We start from the raw sequence: 12,546 nt of genomic DNA, 5'->3' as shown, positions 1-12,546 counted from the left end.
ATTTTACGCGCCCCAGATCGCGGTCACGATGGTCGGTGCAGCTGCGATGCCTGCAATCGCAACAAGCACCCAAAGAGCTTGGCGGAAATCCAGAATGCCAAAGAGCCAGGAGAGAAACACACCGATCAAGGCCAAGGTGCCGATGACAATGCCCAGGGGGCCAGTAATCGTGTCGACAATGCCCTGCAGCAGGTTCTGCACCGGCGAAAGGTCGATGCTCTGCGCCATGGCGGGATTGGCAATCATTAGACTGGCCAGAGCCAGCGACAGGATCGTGCGAAATTGTATGTGCATCAGGAGGCTCCAGTCAGTCGGTCACGCACGGACATGACGCGGCGCACGTGATTTTGGGTTTCTCGATAGGGAGGGATGTCGCCATAGCGCGCGACCGCGTCTGGTCCGGCGTTATAGGCGGCAAGTGCGAGTTCGGGCGTGCCGAACTGCGCCAACATCATCAGAAGGTAACGGGCAGAGCCATCGAGGTTGGCCTGCCAGTCATGCGGATCAACGCCGAGCTGTGCAGCCGTCGCAGGCATTAACTGCCCGAGGCCGATCGCACCTGCAGAGCTGCGTGCATTCGGACGATAAGCGCTTTCGATCTCGATATTGGCTTGGAAGAGTGCCTGCCATTCCGTCACCGACAGACCCGCGCGACGCAACGCCGGGTGCCCGCCATATCGATGCGCGGTGCTTTCAAGGGCGGCGAGGATTTCGGGGCGGGGAACTGCGCGGGCGGGTGTAGGAGGCGGAGCTTCAGGCTCAGGCGCTGCAAAAACGATCAGCTCTGGCGGGTTTGCACCAATCCCGTCGACATAGCTTTGTGCAAAACCTGATTGGGGTGTTTTGGTCTCCAGCTGGCCATCGGCCCGCATGGAAAGCACGAAGCCTTCAGAATAGGCAGGGTCAGCAAGGAATGCTGCGAGGACGGCAAGTAGCTTAGCCCGCGTCGTCCAACGTGTGAGAGGCGATCTTGCCTTCAAGCATCGGGATCGAGACGATTGAAACACCAAGGCCAGCAAGGAAGCTGGATAAGCCATTGATTGTCTTGAACTCTCGGGCAGCCATGTTGTTGCGTGCAGTGACGAGCAGGCGACGCGTCTCGCCATCTGGCGAGACGCAATGCACGGTCCAAACTCCGGACCACTGAGCACCTGTACGTTTGGGCGTAACCCGGCACACAACATCTGCCGAATGGCCCTCGGCAAGCAACGTGCGCAGCCCGTCTTCACTGACAACATTGGGGGCGTCTTGCATCAAATTCATAGGATCGAGCCTTGCAGAATTGTGCATTGACCCGGCAGTCCCTCATGGACTACCGAACCGATACAATATTATAATCTTGCAATCAATAGGTGCAATTTGAGTTGTTGCGCCCTTCATGCGTTGAAACAAATTTACTGCAACGGAGTGGCTGAGCCAAGATAATATGGCGCTTTTGAAACCAACATGGGCGGTTATGGTCGTTCTGAGCTGGGGTTCTGCCGCGATTGCGGGCACTTGCCTGCCGCCTGCGCCGCCGTGGATGCCGACCGATGCCGATGACGTGCAGGCCTATGCGGATCTGTTGAAGCGCGATGCGGAGGCTTATTTTACCGATGTCGAGCGGTACTTTCGTTGCCTAGATCAGCAGAGGCGAGAGGTCTTCGACCAAGCGCGCGACGTCAGCGGAAGCTATGCGCGCGTTCTGGAATTCCTGGATGATGTGATGAATTGATACCCGTCCTGACATAGAGAACGCTGTCGTTCAATAAACTGGCGGCGAAGGTCGCCAACACGAAAAAAACTGCCTTTCAAGGCGACTGCGCCAATGACAGCTCACTGAAATGAGTTGCCAAGAAATTGCCGCTATCACCGATGACAGCGTTGTACTAGTTTCGCCATTTATCTGACCCTAGAGCATGCGGGAGACTACCATTGCCGAAAAAAAGATCGAGCTCGGCGACTGCCGAGAAGGCGGGACTACTTGCCGTCGAAAAAGCATGTAACGATCATGACCTAATTTGGCGGGACTTACTGCAAGAGGATGTCGGCGTCGATGGGACGATAGAGGTGTGCCTTGGAGATTTTCCGACGGGTAAGATCGTCGGTGCGCAGGTGAAATCCGGGATGAGCTACGTCAACGGGGATCGACCGGATCAGTTCAAGTTCTATGCTAGAGCTGCGGACCTTGAATATTGGCTGCAACTGTCAATCCACCTGTTTTTGTTCGTTTACCATCCGGAAGATGACGAGGTCTATTGGCACCACGTCACAAACTACGTGCCCGACGACGAGGGTCAGACTTCTCAAAGCACCCATATTGTCATATCCAAATCAAACAAGCTCGATAAAGCGTTTGCGAATTATCTTGTCACATTGTTTGCCCTAGAAGTTTACGATGCGGACCGCTTGACCTTGCTCACAGATGAGATGGTTGCATCAACCATCACGGTCGGTCATGGCACAGCGGCGGTGACGATTAGTGCACTTGATCTATTCGTTGGAGGGCTTTGGGGGCTTTGCAGCAAGGTTCAGTTTCATGCAAGTGTTCTGCTTCAGCGCATTCGGAAACAGGTTATTAGCCGTGGGAAGGATGCGCCTATCGCATACACGTTCTCTAGAGGCGACATCTACCCGTTCATAGTTAAGTATATCCGCCTGTTGACCGACCACGGCCTTGCAAAGATTGATATCGACGACGTCAACGACTCCCTCTACCGGAAGATGGAACAACCAACTTTCATAGCGCCATTAACGACCAATGGTCGCGCTCTAGTAGAATTTCTTCGTACGCGCGGACATGCCGATGTGCATGACAACCAGTACTTTACGCTTAGCCTTACCCCGGCTGTGCAGATCGAAGCCTATGCGACCTTCGACGAAAGCAAGGGGAGAGAAGGGTTCGGGCCTTATACGGACGTCTTTGCAATCCGCTTTAATCAACATCTCGATTACTATGACGTTCAGCACCTTGCGAGAGGAGAGATTGATGGATCAACACAAGTGCGAGCATCACAGATCATGTATTTCAACGAGATGACTGAGTATCTCGACCGAATGATGGGCAGCATTCCTAAAGATCAGGTTTTGCTTCGCTACCTTGACCATCCCTGCACTCCACTGATTTCTTGGCTTGAAGACTGGTATGCTGAAAAGCAGTCGTTCCATATTGATGACCTGGCACAGAAGACGAATTCTGATCAGCTTGGATTCCACGACGAAGTCGTATCTATCATGTCAGGGGTTGGCGCGATGACCGCACAAGAACCACCCTTGCCCGACTTTCCAATCCAAACACTTTTCAATGGAGAAATTCTTAACTGCGGCACTACGGCGACATCACGCCGCTGAAATGTGAACCAAACATTCGTGCGTCGTACAGCATCGGTCACTTCAGGCTCTTTCCGGCCTTTAGCTTTGTTTTGCACCAAGGTCCGGTTCAGTGGAGTGATCCGAGCTGAGTGGTGTTTTAGGATGGCAGCCATCGTATAACGCTGCCTGCGTCTCGCCGTTATCCCACTGATACAGCAGACCGATTTCTTCGCCAGTCTTGATACACGTAATGCGACCGATGGCTTCGGCCGTGGTGCGAACACTCTCAAGTTCGGGCAAAACTAGCCCCTCTCGTTAAACAATTCCTTCGGGGCAACATCGAGGGCAAGCGCAATCTGCTCCAGAATATCGATTGATGCTGAATTCTTGGCGAGTTCGATCTCGCTGATGTAGCTGCGGTCCATGTCTGCAGCCAAAGCTAGTTGTTCTTGGCTCATACCTTTGGAATTTCTTAGATTCCGGATGTTTAGCCCTACTTGTTCCCTCAATTTCATGGCCTGTATTCGGCCAGATCACAGGAGCCGCTCTACGGAATATATTCCACAAAACGCACGCGAACGTAACAAACTCTATGCTCGCATATGGTGTGAAGGTTGAGGTTGGCGCTAGTGTATCAATAATACAGTAATGTAAGCATAAGGCATTTATTGACATGTGGTGCAGACTTATCAGAAATTGGAGCGCCGGAGCTGTCGTGGCTCTTCTTTCAACCGTGGCCCCGCAGGCGGCAAAGGCCTATCAGGTCGATTGCGCCATTCTGCTTTGCCTGGCTGGTGGGTGGCCCGCGTCCGCAGAATGTGCTTATGCCCGCGCCGTGTTTATCCGCAGGATTACGCCCTGGCCAATTGAGCCGCCGTTGCAAATCTGGCGCTGCCCGATGGGTGTTTCTGAGCGTGCACCGCTGCAAAGCACCGTCCCGAAAATCTGGGAGGTCAGCAATCAAGCTGGTCAGTCGCTCGCCCAAGTCATTCTGGCACAAGTGATCGAAGGCGGTGCCGATATCGACATCAGCGGTCTGGAATTCGATTTCGTGCGCTCGATCCGCGTCTGGGATGTTCGGCACTACAGCCACCGCAAAGGCGGGCGCGACGATGATTGTTCTGAGAGTTACAATATGCGCCTCGGCACCTACGGCACGCAGGGCGAATTCGGCTGGCAACGCACGACACCTGTAGATGCCCCGCAGTGGGTTCTGCCGTCACGGCGCTGTTCATCATCGAATTGGCGACGAGGAGTTGGCGTGGAATGGGAAGATCACGAAGGCAACCATGGATATGAGTGGGTGGCCTACTAGGGCTATTCGCCGATGTCTTTCATGCGTTCCGCGATATCGCCCGCAATGCGCTCATATAGGGCGGCTTGCTTATCTCGGGGAGTTCCGGGCTTCGGGTTTCTTCGACGGATACGTTTGGCAAGCCAGAAGAGCATCCGGGCTGCTGGATCCGACGTCGCGTCCGGTTCTGCAGCCGGGTACTTCTCCTCAAGGGCGACGACGATTTCCTGAGACAGGCTGCGCCGGTTCAGTGTTGCATGCGTTTCCAGACGCTTCTTGAGCGCGGCAGGAAGCAAGAGTTTGAATTGGACCAAGGCTTCTTCTTTCATGATTCCATGATGGACAATATTTGTCCTCAATGATATGGACATTTTATGTCCCTTTGTTGAGGTGTAAATATGAAGACAACCCAGTTCAAACTTAACCTTCCAGCGGACGTGAAAGCTTGGCTCGAAGAGGAGGCTGTGCGGAACTTGCGCTCACAAGGCGCTCAGGTGGTGTCTTGTTTGCGGGCAGCCATGTCGCGGCAAGAAGCCGTGGGTGAGAGTGCGGAAAAATGAGCCCAAGCCATATTCAGCTGATTCCGACCCCAGAGCTTGCGCTTCTCTTCGGCTACAGTGAGCCGAGCGCGTCCTTCTATGATTTCTGCCGTAGGACTGGCATCGCTCCGGTGCCCGGGCGGCGTGGGTGGTATGACCCGAAACTCATTCGCGCGCGATTGGATGCTGTTCAGGGCATCAACGCGACAGAACGCGAAGCCACTTCCGAACCGAGCCTCGTTGCACAGCGGAGAGTGCGCCGTGCCCAGAAGTAACCTTCCCAAGGGCGTCCACCGTGTCCGGCGCAAGGTTGTGTCCGGTGTTCGCTACCATTTCTATGCCTGGCGGGGTGGCCCCAAATTTTGGGAAGGGACGGAACCGAATCCCAAAGACCCCGAATTCTTCCATGCGTTTTCACAGTGCGGTACGCCCGTGAGCCCGGCTGAATATCTGACGACTCACTTGGTCGACGATTTTCTATCCAGTGCGTCCTTGCCCAAGGCAGAGCGTTCAAAGGCCGATATCCGCAAGTGGCTGGAACTGTTTCGCGAGGAATTTGGGGCAGATCCCGTCGCAATGTTCGAAGAGCGCGCCTCGCGAGGTGAGGTCAACAATTGGCGCAAGAAGTGGCTGCATTCGCCGAAGCAGCACGACATGGCGGGCACCCATGCGACACGCGTTCTGAATTGGGCGGTGGAAGAGGGGAAGCTGAAAGAGCGCCACTGCCACAAGCTCAAAAAGCTCTACCAATCGAACCGCACAGAAATCATCTGGACGAGTGGCGACATCGCGCAGTTCAACAAATTTGCGCCGAAATGGGTGCAGAGGATCCTGACTGCAGGATGCGAAACTGGTTTGCGGGCATCTGATCTGGTTCAGGTCAAGATGGACCAATTCGAAGACACGCCGCACGGCAAGCGCCTTCGTTTCAGGACCAGCAAGCGCGGCCAGATCGCATATATCCCTGCCACATCAGCCCTTGTGAAACTGATCGCAGAGACACCGGAGGAACAAGAAATGCTGCTGGTGTCGGAGCTTGGCAGGCCTTTGACGGCCCGTTGGGCATCGAACCAGATCACCAAGTGGCGGCGCGAAGCACAGATCCCGCCATGGATCGATGGACGAGAGAAGACGCTGTCCGATACTCGCGGCACGGCGGCGACAAGATTATTGAATGCTGATCTTTCATTGCGCCAGATCGCAGTGCTGATGGGGTGGTCCGTTCGCTACGCGGCGCAGGTTATCGAGCATTATGCGCAGGTTAGCCCGGACGAAAGCGATGCAGTTTTGCGCAAGCTCAATCGAGCAAAATCACTGTCTCAAGACACAAAAATGTAAACGCCCCTGTAAACGTAGGGTCTCAAACACGGCAAGGAGTGATGTAAGTGATTGTTTTTAAATGGAGGCGAGTACCGGAATCGAACCGGTGTACACGGATTTGCAATCCGCTGCGTCACCACTCCGCCAACTCGCCATCCGTGGTGTTGGGCTTCTCTAGCGCCTATTCCGGGGGCATGTCCAGCCCGGAACAGCTGCGCTGGTGCAAAACCTTTGGATAATGCACCCTGTCGTGATTGCGACGCTTTATCCATTACATGCGGTGCGGGATTGCCGCGTCTGTTTATCTATGGCAAGAGAAACCAGACGTCCAAGTAAAGATAGGCCAGACATGACTGATTTTGCCATGCGCCGCACGATGATGGTGGACACGCAGGTGCGCCCCTCGGATGTGACCAAGTTCCCGATCATCGACGCGATGCTTTCTGTCCCACGTGAAGATTATGTGCCCGATGCCAAGCGCGAAGCGGCCTATGTCGGGGAAAACATCGCATTGGAAGGCGGCCGCGTTGTGTTGGAGCCGCGCACCCTGGCAAAAATGCTTGATGCCGTGGACATCCAGCCTGACGAGTTGGTGCTCGATCTGGGGTGTGGGCTTGGATACAGTTCGGCGGTCGTGGCACGCCTTGCCGATTTCGTTGTTGCGGTCGAAGAAGACGAAACAATGGCGGCCGAAGCGCAGGCGAACCTGTCCGAGCATGGCGCCGACAATGTCGCGGTGGTTGTCGGGCCGCTGGCAGATGGAAATGCAAAGAACGGACCCTATGACGTGATCCTGATCCAGGGGGCGGTCGAGGTCGTGCCAACACAGCTGACCGATCAGCTGAAGGATGGTGGCCGGATCTGCTGCATCTTTGCCGAAGGCATGCTGGGCACGGTCAAGGTGGGGTACAAGATCGACGGCAATGTCGTCTGGCGCCACGGGTTCAGCGCCGGTGCCCCTTTGCTTGACGGGTTCCAGAAAGCCCGCGAGTTCGTGCTTTGAAAAGACAATGGATGGGCCGGCGCGTCTGGCCCATTGGCAGAATTTGACGAGGTTGCAGAATGGTCGGTCGGATTGGAATGAGAAGTGCACGTCTTTTGCTGGCGATCGGCCTGACGGTTGCACAGGCTCCACTGGCCTCTGTGGCTGTGGCGGAAACACTGTCCGACGCGATGGCATCGGCCTACAAGCACAGTGGACTGCTGGAACAGAACCAGGCTCTGCTGAGGGCCGCTGACGAGGACGTGGCAATCGCACAGGCGGCGCTGCGGCCGACGCTGAACTATGCCATTTCCCATGGCTGGACAGATCCCAACACCAGCATTTCCGGCAATTCGGCCTGGGCGACGACGGCGTCGCTGACGGCTGAATTTCTGATCTACAACTTCGGGCGCGGCAAGGCGGCGGTTGCGGCTCAGAAAGAAATCGTGCTGGCCACGCGTGATGGGTTGATCAGTGTCGAACAACAGGTGCTGTTGCGGGCGGTCAAGGCCTATGTCGACGTGCGCTCGGCGGTCGAAAACGTCCAGCTTCAAGGCAATTCGGTGCGGGTTCTGACACAGGAACTGCGCGCGGCAAATGACCGGTTCGAAGTCGGGGAAGTGACGCAGACGGATGTTGCCCTTGCTCAGGCGCGTCTGGCGGCCGCTCGTGCGAACGAGGCTTCGGCGCAGGGCAATCTTGCCATTGCGCGTGAAGAGTACCGCGCGGCGACCGGTGATTTGCCGGGCACGTTGTCCGCGCCGCCCGCCTTGCCGATGACGGCCAACACGCTTGAGGCCGCGAAGGGCATCGCCCGTCAGCGCCATCCTGATATTCTGGCAGCCCAACACAATGTTGCCGCCGCAGATCTTGCCATCGAGATTTCCATGGCGGCGATGAAGCCAGCGCTGGTCGGCAGTGCGGAAACCAAGTGGCAAGATGTCGGCGGGACCGATTTCGTCTCAAACAGCGTTGGCGTGGCTTTGCGCGGCACTGTGTATTCCGGCGGAAAACTGTCTGCGGAACACCGCAAGGCCGTGGCCAATGCCGAAGCGGCGCGGGCCGGGTTGCATCAGGCGCGTCTGGCGGTGGATCAGGGGGTCGCGAATGCCTGGGCGCAGCTTGCCATCGCCGCGGCCTCGCTTGAGGCGACCGAACGTCAGATCCGCGCCAGCCGTGTGGCGTTGCGCGGCGCGCGGGAAGAGGCGCAACTGGGCTCACGCACCACGCTTGACGTGCTGAACGCAGAACAAGAGCTTCTGAACGCCGAAGCCAGCCGGATCACGGCCCAGTCCAACCAGTATCTTGCTGCGTATTCGCTGTTGTCTGCGATGGGGCTTTTGACGGCGGAACATCTGAAACTGGGGGTCGTGACCTATGATCCCGAGGCCTATTTCAACACTGTGAAGTCCGCTCCGGTCCATCGTGTCAGCCCGCAGGGCAAGCGACTGGACAGCCTGCTGGAAGCTCTTGGCAAAAATTGAAACAGTTCGTTCAGTTGTGCGAACGTGCTGCATTGGGTAATGTTCCTGTAACGAAGGCCGGATGGACCGGCCCGTGGTACAAAATGCAGGTGTTTTCGCATGTCTGACCCGGTTTCAAATGCCGAGATTGAGGATGTCCTTTCCTCGATTCGCCGACTGATTTCTGAAAGCAAGGCATCAGATGGCCGAGAAAATGCGGGAAAAGCGGAAAAGCTGGTTCTGACTCCGGCGTTTCGGGTTCATGATTCCGAAGTCACGAAACCCGCGACCCCACAGACCAAGCCCAATGCAGGGCGGAACGCCGCCTCAGCGGGCGGCACCCTCCCAAGCGCCACGGCGGATAAGCCTGCGGACCAGACGGACGCCACGTCCTCGGTTCCGGTTTTCTCGCATCGTGGGTATGATCCGGCGCGGGACGCAGATGCGGACCATCATCCTATTGCGAGCCGCAGCCCTCAGAACGACGAATGGGAAGCCGATGGCGGGGATGAAACCGCCCAGACCGACGTTCTGATGTTTCACGCCGCTCGGCTGAACGCGGAAGACGAAGACGGGTCCATCGTGGGCGACAGCCGCGCTGATGGCTGGTCTGACGATGCGGGCAAGGACGCGGGGGAAGCCCCGTTCATCGCCGTGACCGATCCGGTGGACGATACGCCCACCCCCAACGCCAGCGCCCCGGAGGTTTTGCCAGATCGATCTGAACCTGTCCCTGCGCCTGCGCGCGCTGTCGAGATTGTCGCCGACGACACTGACATCATTGATGAAGAGGTGGTGCAGGCCATGGTGGCCCGATTGGTGCGCGAAGAGTTGCAAGGAGAAGTGGGCGAGAAGATCACCCAATCCATCCGCCGCTTCGTCCGGCGTGAAATCGAACGCGCCCTGACCCTGAAGGGGCTGGAATAGGCGCGGGGATTATTCGGCCAGGGACAGGAAACGATCCAGGTCCAGGTGGGTTTCGATATGCTGTGCCAACGCATCCAGCGTGGTCTCGATGCGGGTTTCGAACCCGGTGCCTGCCACCTGCGCCCCCAATCCGCTCAGAAAAGCCCTGCGAAATCCATCCGCTGAAAACAGACCATGCAGATAGCATCCCTGGACGCGGCCATCGGGGCTTGCGGCACCCTCGGGCTGGTCATCGACCGTTAGCCAGGCGCGCGCGGTGTCGGGGCCGCTGCTGCGTCCCAAGTGAATCTCGTAGCCCGTGACCGGTTCCCCTGATGTGATGTGACGCGCTTTGGTTAGGGCCAGAGTCTTCCTGGGTTCCAGACGAGTTGTGATCTGAAGGTGTCCCAGACCTGTCACTTCTCCGGGCGGGCCTTCGATCCCGTCCTGGTCCACAATTTTCTGCCCCAGCATCTGATAGCCGCCACAGATGCCCAGCACATGCCCCCCGCGCCGGATATGGGCGGCCAGATCCACGTCCCATCCCTGTGCGCGGAAATCGGCAAGGTCGGCGATGGTGGATTTCGATCCGGGGATCAGCACCAGATCGGCATCGCCGGGCAGAGCGCGGCCCGGCTCAACGATGTCGACCGTCACATCGGGTTCATTCACCAAGGGATCCAGGTCGTCGAAATTTGCAATCCGGTTCAGGCGCGGCACGGCAATCCTGAATGCACCGCCGGGGCGGGTGGCGATGTCCATCACGTCCTCGGCGGGCAAGCGCCAGGCATCGGCAAACCAGGGCAACGTGCCAAGGTCCGCCCATCCGGTGCGCGTGCCAATTTCGGCGGCGCCTTCGGTGAACAGTGTGGGATCGCCACGAAATTTGTTCACCAGAAAGGCTTTGATGCGATTTCGATCCTGCTCTGGCAACACCGCATGGGTGCCCACAAGCTGCGCGATGACGCCGCCGCGGTCGATGTCTCCGACCAGCACGACGGGCAGGTTCGCCGCCTCGGCAAAGCCCATATTGGCAATGTCACCGGCGCGCAGATTGATCTCGGCCGGGCTGCCGGCCCCTTCGACGAGCACCAGATCCCGGCCTTCGCCAAGGCGGCGAAAACTGTCCAGCACACGCGGCAACAGATCGGCCTTGGCCCGGCCATAGTCGCGCGCCTTCATCGTCGCAAAGCGTTGGCCCTGCACAATCACCTGCGCCCCTGTGTCGGTTTCGGGTTTCAGCAGCACCGGGTTCATGTCGACCACCGGGTCCAACCCACAAGCACGCGCCTGAAGGGCCTGCGCCCGCCCGATCTCGCCGCCATCGACGGTCACGGCGGCGTTGTTCGACATGTTTTGTGGCTTGAAGGGCGCGACCTTCAGGCCACGCGCCACACATGCCCGCGCAATCCCAGCCACCAGCATGGATTTTCCGACATTCGAGCCCGCGCCCTGGATCATGATCGCCTTGGTCATGTCGGTTGCATAGGGGCTTTTCACGGGTCTGCCCAGCCCTGAACCGACCGAAGACCGGCCTGAAACGAAAAACGCGCCCCGGGGGGCGCGACTTCCTGTGATCCGTAAGTGATCGTCCGGTCAGGCGGCTTCGGCCTGTGCGGCGTGGCGGCGTTCGCTTTCTTCGCGGCTCAGCGCCACCGAGGTGCGAACCCCTTTGGACACGAATTCCATCAATCCCTTGACGACGCGTTCGTTCGGGTCGATGCCAGCACAGCTCAGCACTTCGCGCCCGTCGCGCGAGCGGGCCCAGCGGGCAATTTGATCCGGGCCGTTGCCGTATTTCTTGTCATCAGCGATTGCATCATCCAACGCGGCCAGCACCACGGCAGCAAACAGTTTGCGCGCGCGATTGCCTTGTTCGTTGTTGAAAGCGGTACCATCTACGGAGTCCAGCATGGTCGTCCTTTATCATTCTGCTCTTGCGCTTGTCGGAGTAGCGGACAATATGGCGTTTTCTGCGCGATTCGGTATCCCCGCAGCCACATGCCTGCTATGCAAATACTGCATGTCTTAGGCTCCAGACATGCGAAATTCGTCGCCTTGCCAGAACCAGACCGTCAAGATATAGGTGCAGGCCAACAGAGTTCAACCTTTTGCGAAGGTTTAAAACATGCCCAAAATCAACGGTAACGAAATCCGGCCCGGCAACGTGCTGGAACATAATGGTGGCCTGTGGGCTGCGGTGAAAGTCGATCATGTCAAACCCGGCAAAGGCGGTGCGTTTGCTCAGGTCGAGCTGCGCAACCTGCGCAATGGGTCGAAACTGAACGAACGCTTCCGGTCGGCGGACAAGGTCGAGCGTGTGCGGCTGGAACAGAAGGACCAGCAGTTTCTGTACGAAGACGACGGCATGCTGATTTTCATGGACACCGAAACCTATGAACAGATCCAGTTGCCCGCCGACCTTCTGGGCGATCGTCGCCCGTTCCTGCAAGATGGCATGACGATCGTGGTCGAGTTTTACGAAAGCGAAGCCCTGAACGCGACCCTGCCGCAGAAAGTGACCTGCACCATTGAAGAAACCGAACCGGTCGTCAAAGGTCAGACTGCCGCCAACAGCTTCAAACCGGCCCTTCTGGACAATGGCGTCCGCATTTCCGTACCGCCTTTCGTCGGGCAGGGCGAAGCCATCGTGGTGAATACCGAAACGATGGAATATTCCGAACGCGCCTGATGTGGGACGGATAGCACAAATCGGGGCAGGGCGGTTGCTCTGCCCTTTTTCATTGAGGG

Annotated in this window: 16 protein-coding genes and 1 tRNA gene; 8 read left to right on the top strand and 9 right to left on the bottom strand. The window is 57.5% G+C overall.

The features are described 5' to 3' along the window. Nucleotides 1-3: 3 nt before the first annotated feature. The 3 genes from IE188_RS03220 to IE188_RS03210 form a co-directional block, all read right to left on the bottom strand. Entirely contained in the window at nt 4-294 is a 291-nt protein-coding gene (locus IE188_RS03220) for a TrbC/VirB2 family protein (protein WP_191285014.1), read from the bottom strand. After that, nucleotides 294-872 (bottom strand): lytic transglycosylase domain-containing protein, encoded by a 579-nt coding sequence (locus IE188_RS03215; RefSeq protein ID WP_191285307.1) that lies wholly within the window; start codon nt 870-872, stop codon nt 294-296. The genes IE188_RS03220 and IE188_RS03215 overlap by 1 nt, the downstream gene beginning before the upstream one ends. 64 nt (nt 873-936) lie before the next feature. Further along, entirely contained in the window at nt 937-1,263 is a 327-nt protein-coding gene (locus IE188_RS03210; protein WP_191285013.1) for a hypothetical protein, read from the bottom strand. Between the two features lie 163 nt (nt 1,264-1,426). Between IE188_RS03210 and IE188_RS03205 the strand changes: the two genes are divergently transcribed. Together IE188_RS03205 and IE188_RS03200 are read left to right on the top strand one after the other, a co-directional pair. Continuing rightward, complete coding sequence (locus IE188_RS03205; protein WP_191285012.1) at nt 1,427-1,714, top strand: hypothetical protein; 288 nt, start codon at nt 1,427-1,429, stop codon at nt 1,712-1,714. 200 nt (nt 1,715-1,914) lie between these two features. Then, a complete protein-coding gene (locus tag IE188_RS03200) occupies nt 1,915-3,330 on the top strand; it encodes a DUF4365 domain-containing protein (protein WP_191285011.1) in 1,416 nt (471 codons plus the stop codon). A 60-nt stretch (nt 3,331-3,390) separates the two neighbouring features. Here the strand turns inward: IE188_RS03200 and IE188_RS03195 are convergent, their stop codons facing one another. Next, complete coding sequence (locus IE188_RS03195) at nt 3,391-3,591, bottom strand: hypothetical protein (RefSeq protein ID WP_191285010.1); 201 nt, start codon at nt 3,589-3,591, stop codon at nt 3,391-3,393. Between the two features lie 2 nt (nt 3,592-3,593). Next, complete coding sequence (locus tag IE188_RS03190) at nt 3,594-3,806, bottom strand: helix-turn-helix domain-containing protein (RefSeq protein ID WP_191285009.1); 213 nt, start codon at nt 3,804-3,806, stop codon at nt 3,594-3,596. A gap of 158 nt (nt 3,807-3,964) precedes the next feature. Here IE188_RS03190 and IE188_RS03185 point away from each other — a divergent pair, with 158 nt between their 5' ends. Continuing rightward, nucleotides 3,965-4,606, top strand: coding sequence for a hypothetical protein (locus IE188_RS03185; RefSeq protein WP_191285008.1), 642 nt, complete (start codon nt 3,965-3,967; stop codon nt 4,604-4,606). Between the two features lie 2 nt (nt 4,607-4,608). On the opposite strand, the gene IE188_RS03180 is transcribed toward IE188_RS03185, so the two are convergent. Further along, nucleotides 4,609-4,914 carry a hypothetical protein gene (locus IE188_RS03180; RefSeq protein ID WP_050673817.1) on the bottom strand — a complete coding sequence of 102 codons (306 nt, stop codon included), beginning with the start codon at nt 4,912-4,914 and terminating at the stop codon, nt 4,609-4,611. Between the two features lie 471 nt (nt 4,915-5,385). On the opposite strand from IE188_RS03180, the gene IE188_RS03175 reads away from it, so the two are divergent. Next, complete coding sequence (locus IE188_RS03175) at nt 5,386-6,462, top strand: tyrosine-type recombinase/integrase (protein ID WP_191285007.1); 1,077 nt, start codon at nt 5,386-5,388, stop codon at nt 6,460-6,462. 62 nt (nt 6,463-6,524) lie between these two features. On the opposite strand, the gene IE188_RS03170 is transcribed toward IE188_RS03175, so the two are convergent. After that, nucleotides 6,525-6,598: transfer RNA gene (locus tag IE188_RS03170), tRNA-Cys, on the bottom strand. 195 nt (nt 6,599-6,793) lie between these two features. Here IE188_RS03170 and IE188_RS03165 point away from each other — a divergent pair. The 3 genes from IE188_RS03165 (at nt 6,794) to IE188_RS03155 (ending at nt 9,816) form a co-directional block, all read left to right on the top strand. Further along, on the top strand, nt 6,794-7,447 hold the full coding sequence (locus tag IE188_RS03165; protein WP_191285006.1) for a protein-L-isoaspartate O-methyltransferase family protein: 654 nt from the start codon (nt 6,794-6,796) through the stop codon (nt 7,445-7,447). 77 nt (nt 7,448-7,524) lie between these two features. Continuing rightward, the gene (locus IE188_RS03160; RefSeq protein WP_191285005.1) at nt 7,525-8,910 is read left to right on the top strand and encodes a TolC family outer membrane protein; all 1,386 of its coding nucleotides are present in this window, start codon (nt 7,525-7,527) and stop codon (nt 8,908-8,910) included. Between the two features lie 99 nt (nt 8,911-9,009). Further along, entirely contained in the window at nt 9,010-9,816 is an 807-nt protein-coding gene (locus IE188_RS03155) for a hypothetical protein (RefSeq protein ID WP_191285004.1), read from the top strand. A 9-nt stretch (nt 9,817-9,825) separates the two neighbouring features. On the opposite strand, the gene IE188_RS03150 is transcribed toward IE188_RS03155, so the two are convergent. Together IE188_RS03150 and IE188_RS03145 are read right to left on the bottom strand one after the other, a co-directional pair. Further along, entirely contained in the window at nt 9,826-11,271 is a 1,446-nt protein-coding gene (locus IE188_RS03150) for a cobyric acid synthase (protein WP_191285306.1), read from the bottom strand. 120 nt (nt 11,272-11,391) lie between these two features. Continuing rightward, the gene (locus IE188_RS03145) at nt 11,392-11,709 is read right to left on the bottom strand and encodes a DUF6280 family protein (RefSeq protein ID WP_191285003.1); all 318 of its coding nucleotides are present in this window, start codon (nt 11,707-11,709) and stop codon (nt 11,392-11,394) included. A gap of 214 nt (nt 11,710-11,923) precedes the next feature. Here IE188_RS03145 and efp point away from each other — a divergent pair, with 214 nt between their 5' ends. Beyond that, nucleotides 11,924-12,487: an elongation factor P gene (gene efp / locus IE188_RS03140; protein WP_191285002.1), complete on the top strand. Its 564-nt coding sequence runs from the start codon at nt 11,924-11,926 to the stop codon at nt 12,485-12,487. Nucleotides 12,488-12,546 lie beyond the last annotated feature (59 nt).

The organism is Aliiroseovarius zhejiangensis, from assembly GCF_014656375.1.
Lineage (GTDB): Bacteria > Pseudomonadota > Alphaproteobacteria > Rhodobacterales > Rhodobacteraceae > Aliiroseovarius > Aliiroseovarius zhejiangensis.
Note: the sequence above shows the minus strand (reverse complement) of the source record. Positions and strands in the feature narration are given on the sequence as shown.

Coding starts and splice junctions, on each gene's coding strand:
- IE188_RS03190 (WP_191285009.1), bottom strand. CDS start 3,806: ATGAAATTGAGGGAACAAGTAGGGCTAAACATCCGGAATCTAAGAAAT.
- IE188_RS03145 (WP_191285003.1), bottom strand. CDS start 11,709: ATGCTGGACTCCGTAGATGGTACCGCTTTCAACAACGAACAAGGCAAT.
- IE188_RS03210 (WP_191285013.1), bottom strand. CDS start 1,263: ATGAATTTGATGCAAGACGCCCCCAATGTTGTCAGTGAAGACGGGCTG.
- IE188_RS03215 (WP_191285307.1), bottom strand. CDS start 872: ATGCGGGCCGATGGCCAGCTGGAGACCAAAACACCCCAATCAGGTTTT.
- IE188_RS03160 (WP_191285005.1), top strand. CDS start 7,525: ATGAGAAGTGCACGTCTTTTGCTGGCGATCGGCCTGACGGTTGCACAG.
- IE188_RS03155 (WP_191285004.1), top strand. CDS start 9,010: ATGTCTGACCCGGTTTCAAATGCCGAGATTGAGGATGTCCTTTCCTCG.
- IE188_RS03205 (WP_191285012.1), top strand. CDS start 1,427: ATGGCGCTTTTGAAACCAACATGGGCGGTTATGGTCGTTCTGAGCTGG.
- IE188_RS03180 (WP_050673817.1), bottom strand. CDS start 4,914: ATGAAAGAAGAAGCCTTGGTCCAATTCAAACTCTTGCTTCCTGCCGCG.
- IE188_RS03220 (WP_191285014.1), bottom strand. CDS start 294: ATGCACATACAATTTCGCACGATCCTGTCGCTGGCTCTGGCCAGTCTA.
- efp (WP_191285002.1), top strand. CDS start 11,924: ATGCCCAAAATCAACGGTAACGAAATCCGGCCCGGCAACGTGCTGGAA.
- IE188_RS03185 (WP_191285008.1), top strand. CDS start 3,965: ATGTGGTGCAGACTTATCAGAAATTGGAGCGCCGGAGCTGTCGTGGCT.
- IE188_RS03150 (WP_191285306.1), bottom strand. CDS start 11,271: ATGACCAAGGCGATCATGATCCAGGGCGCGGGCTCGAATGTCGGAAAA.
- IE188_RS03165 (WP_191285006.1), top strand. CDS start 6,794: ATGACTGATTTTGCCATGCGCCGCACGATGATGGTGGACACGCAGGTG.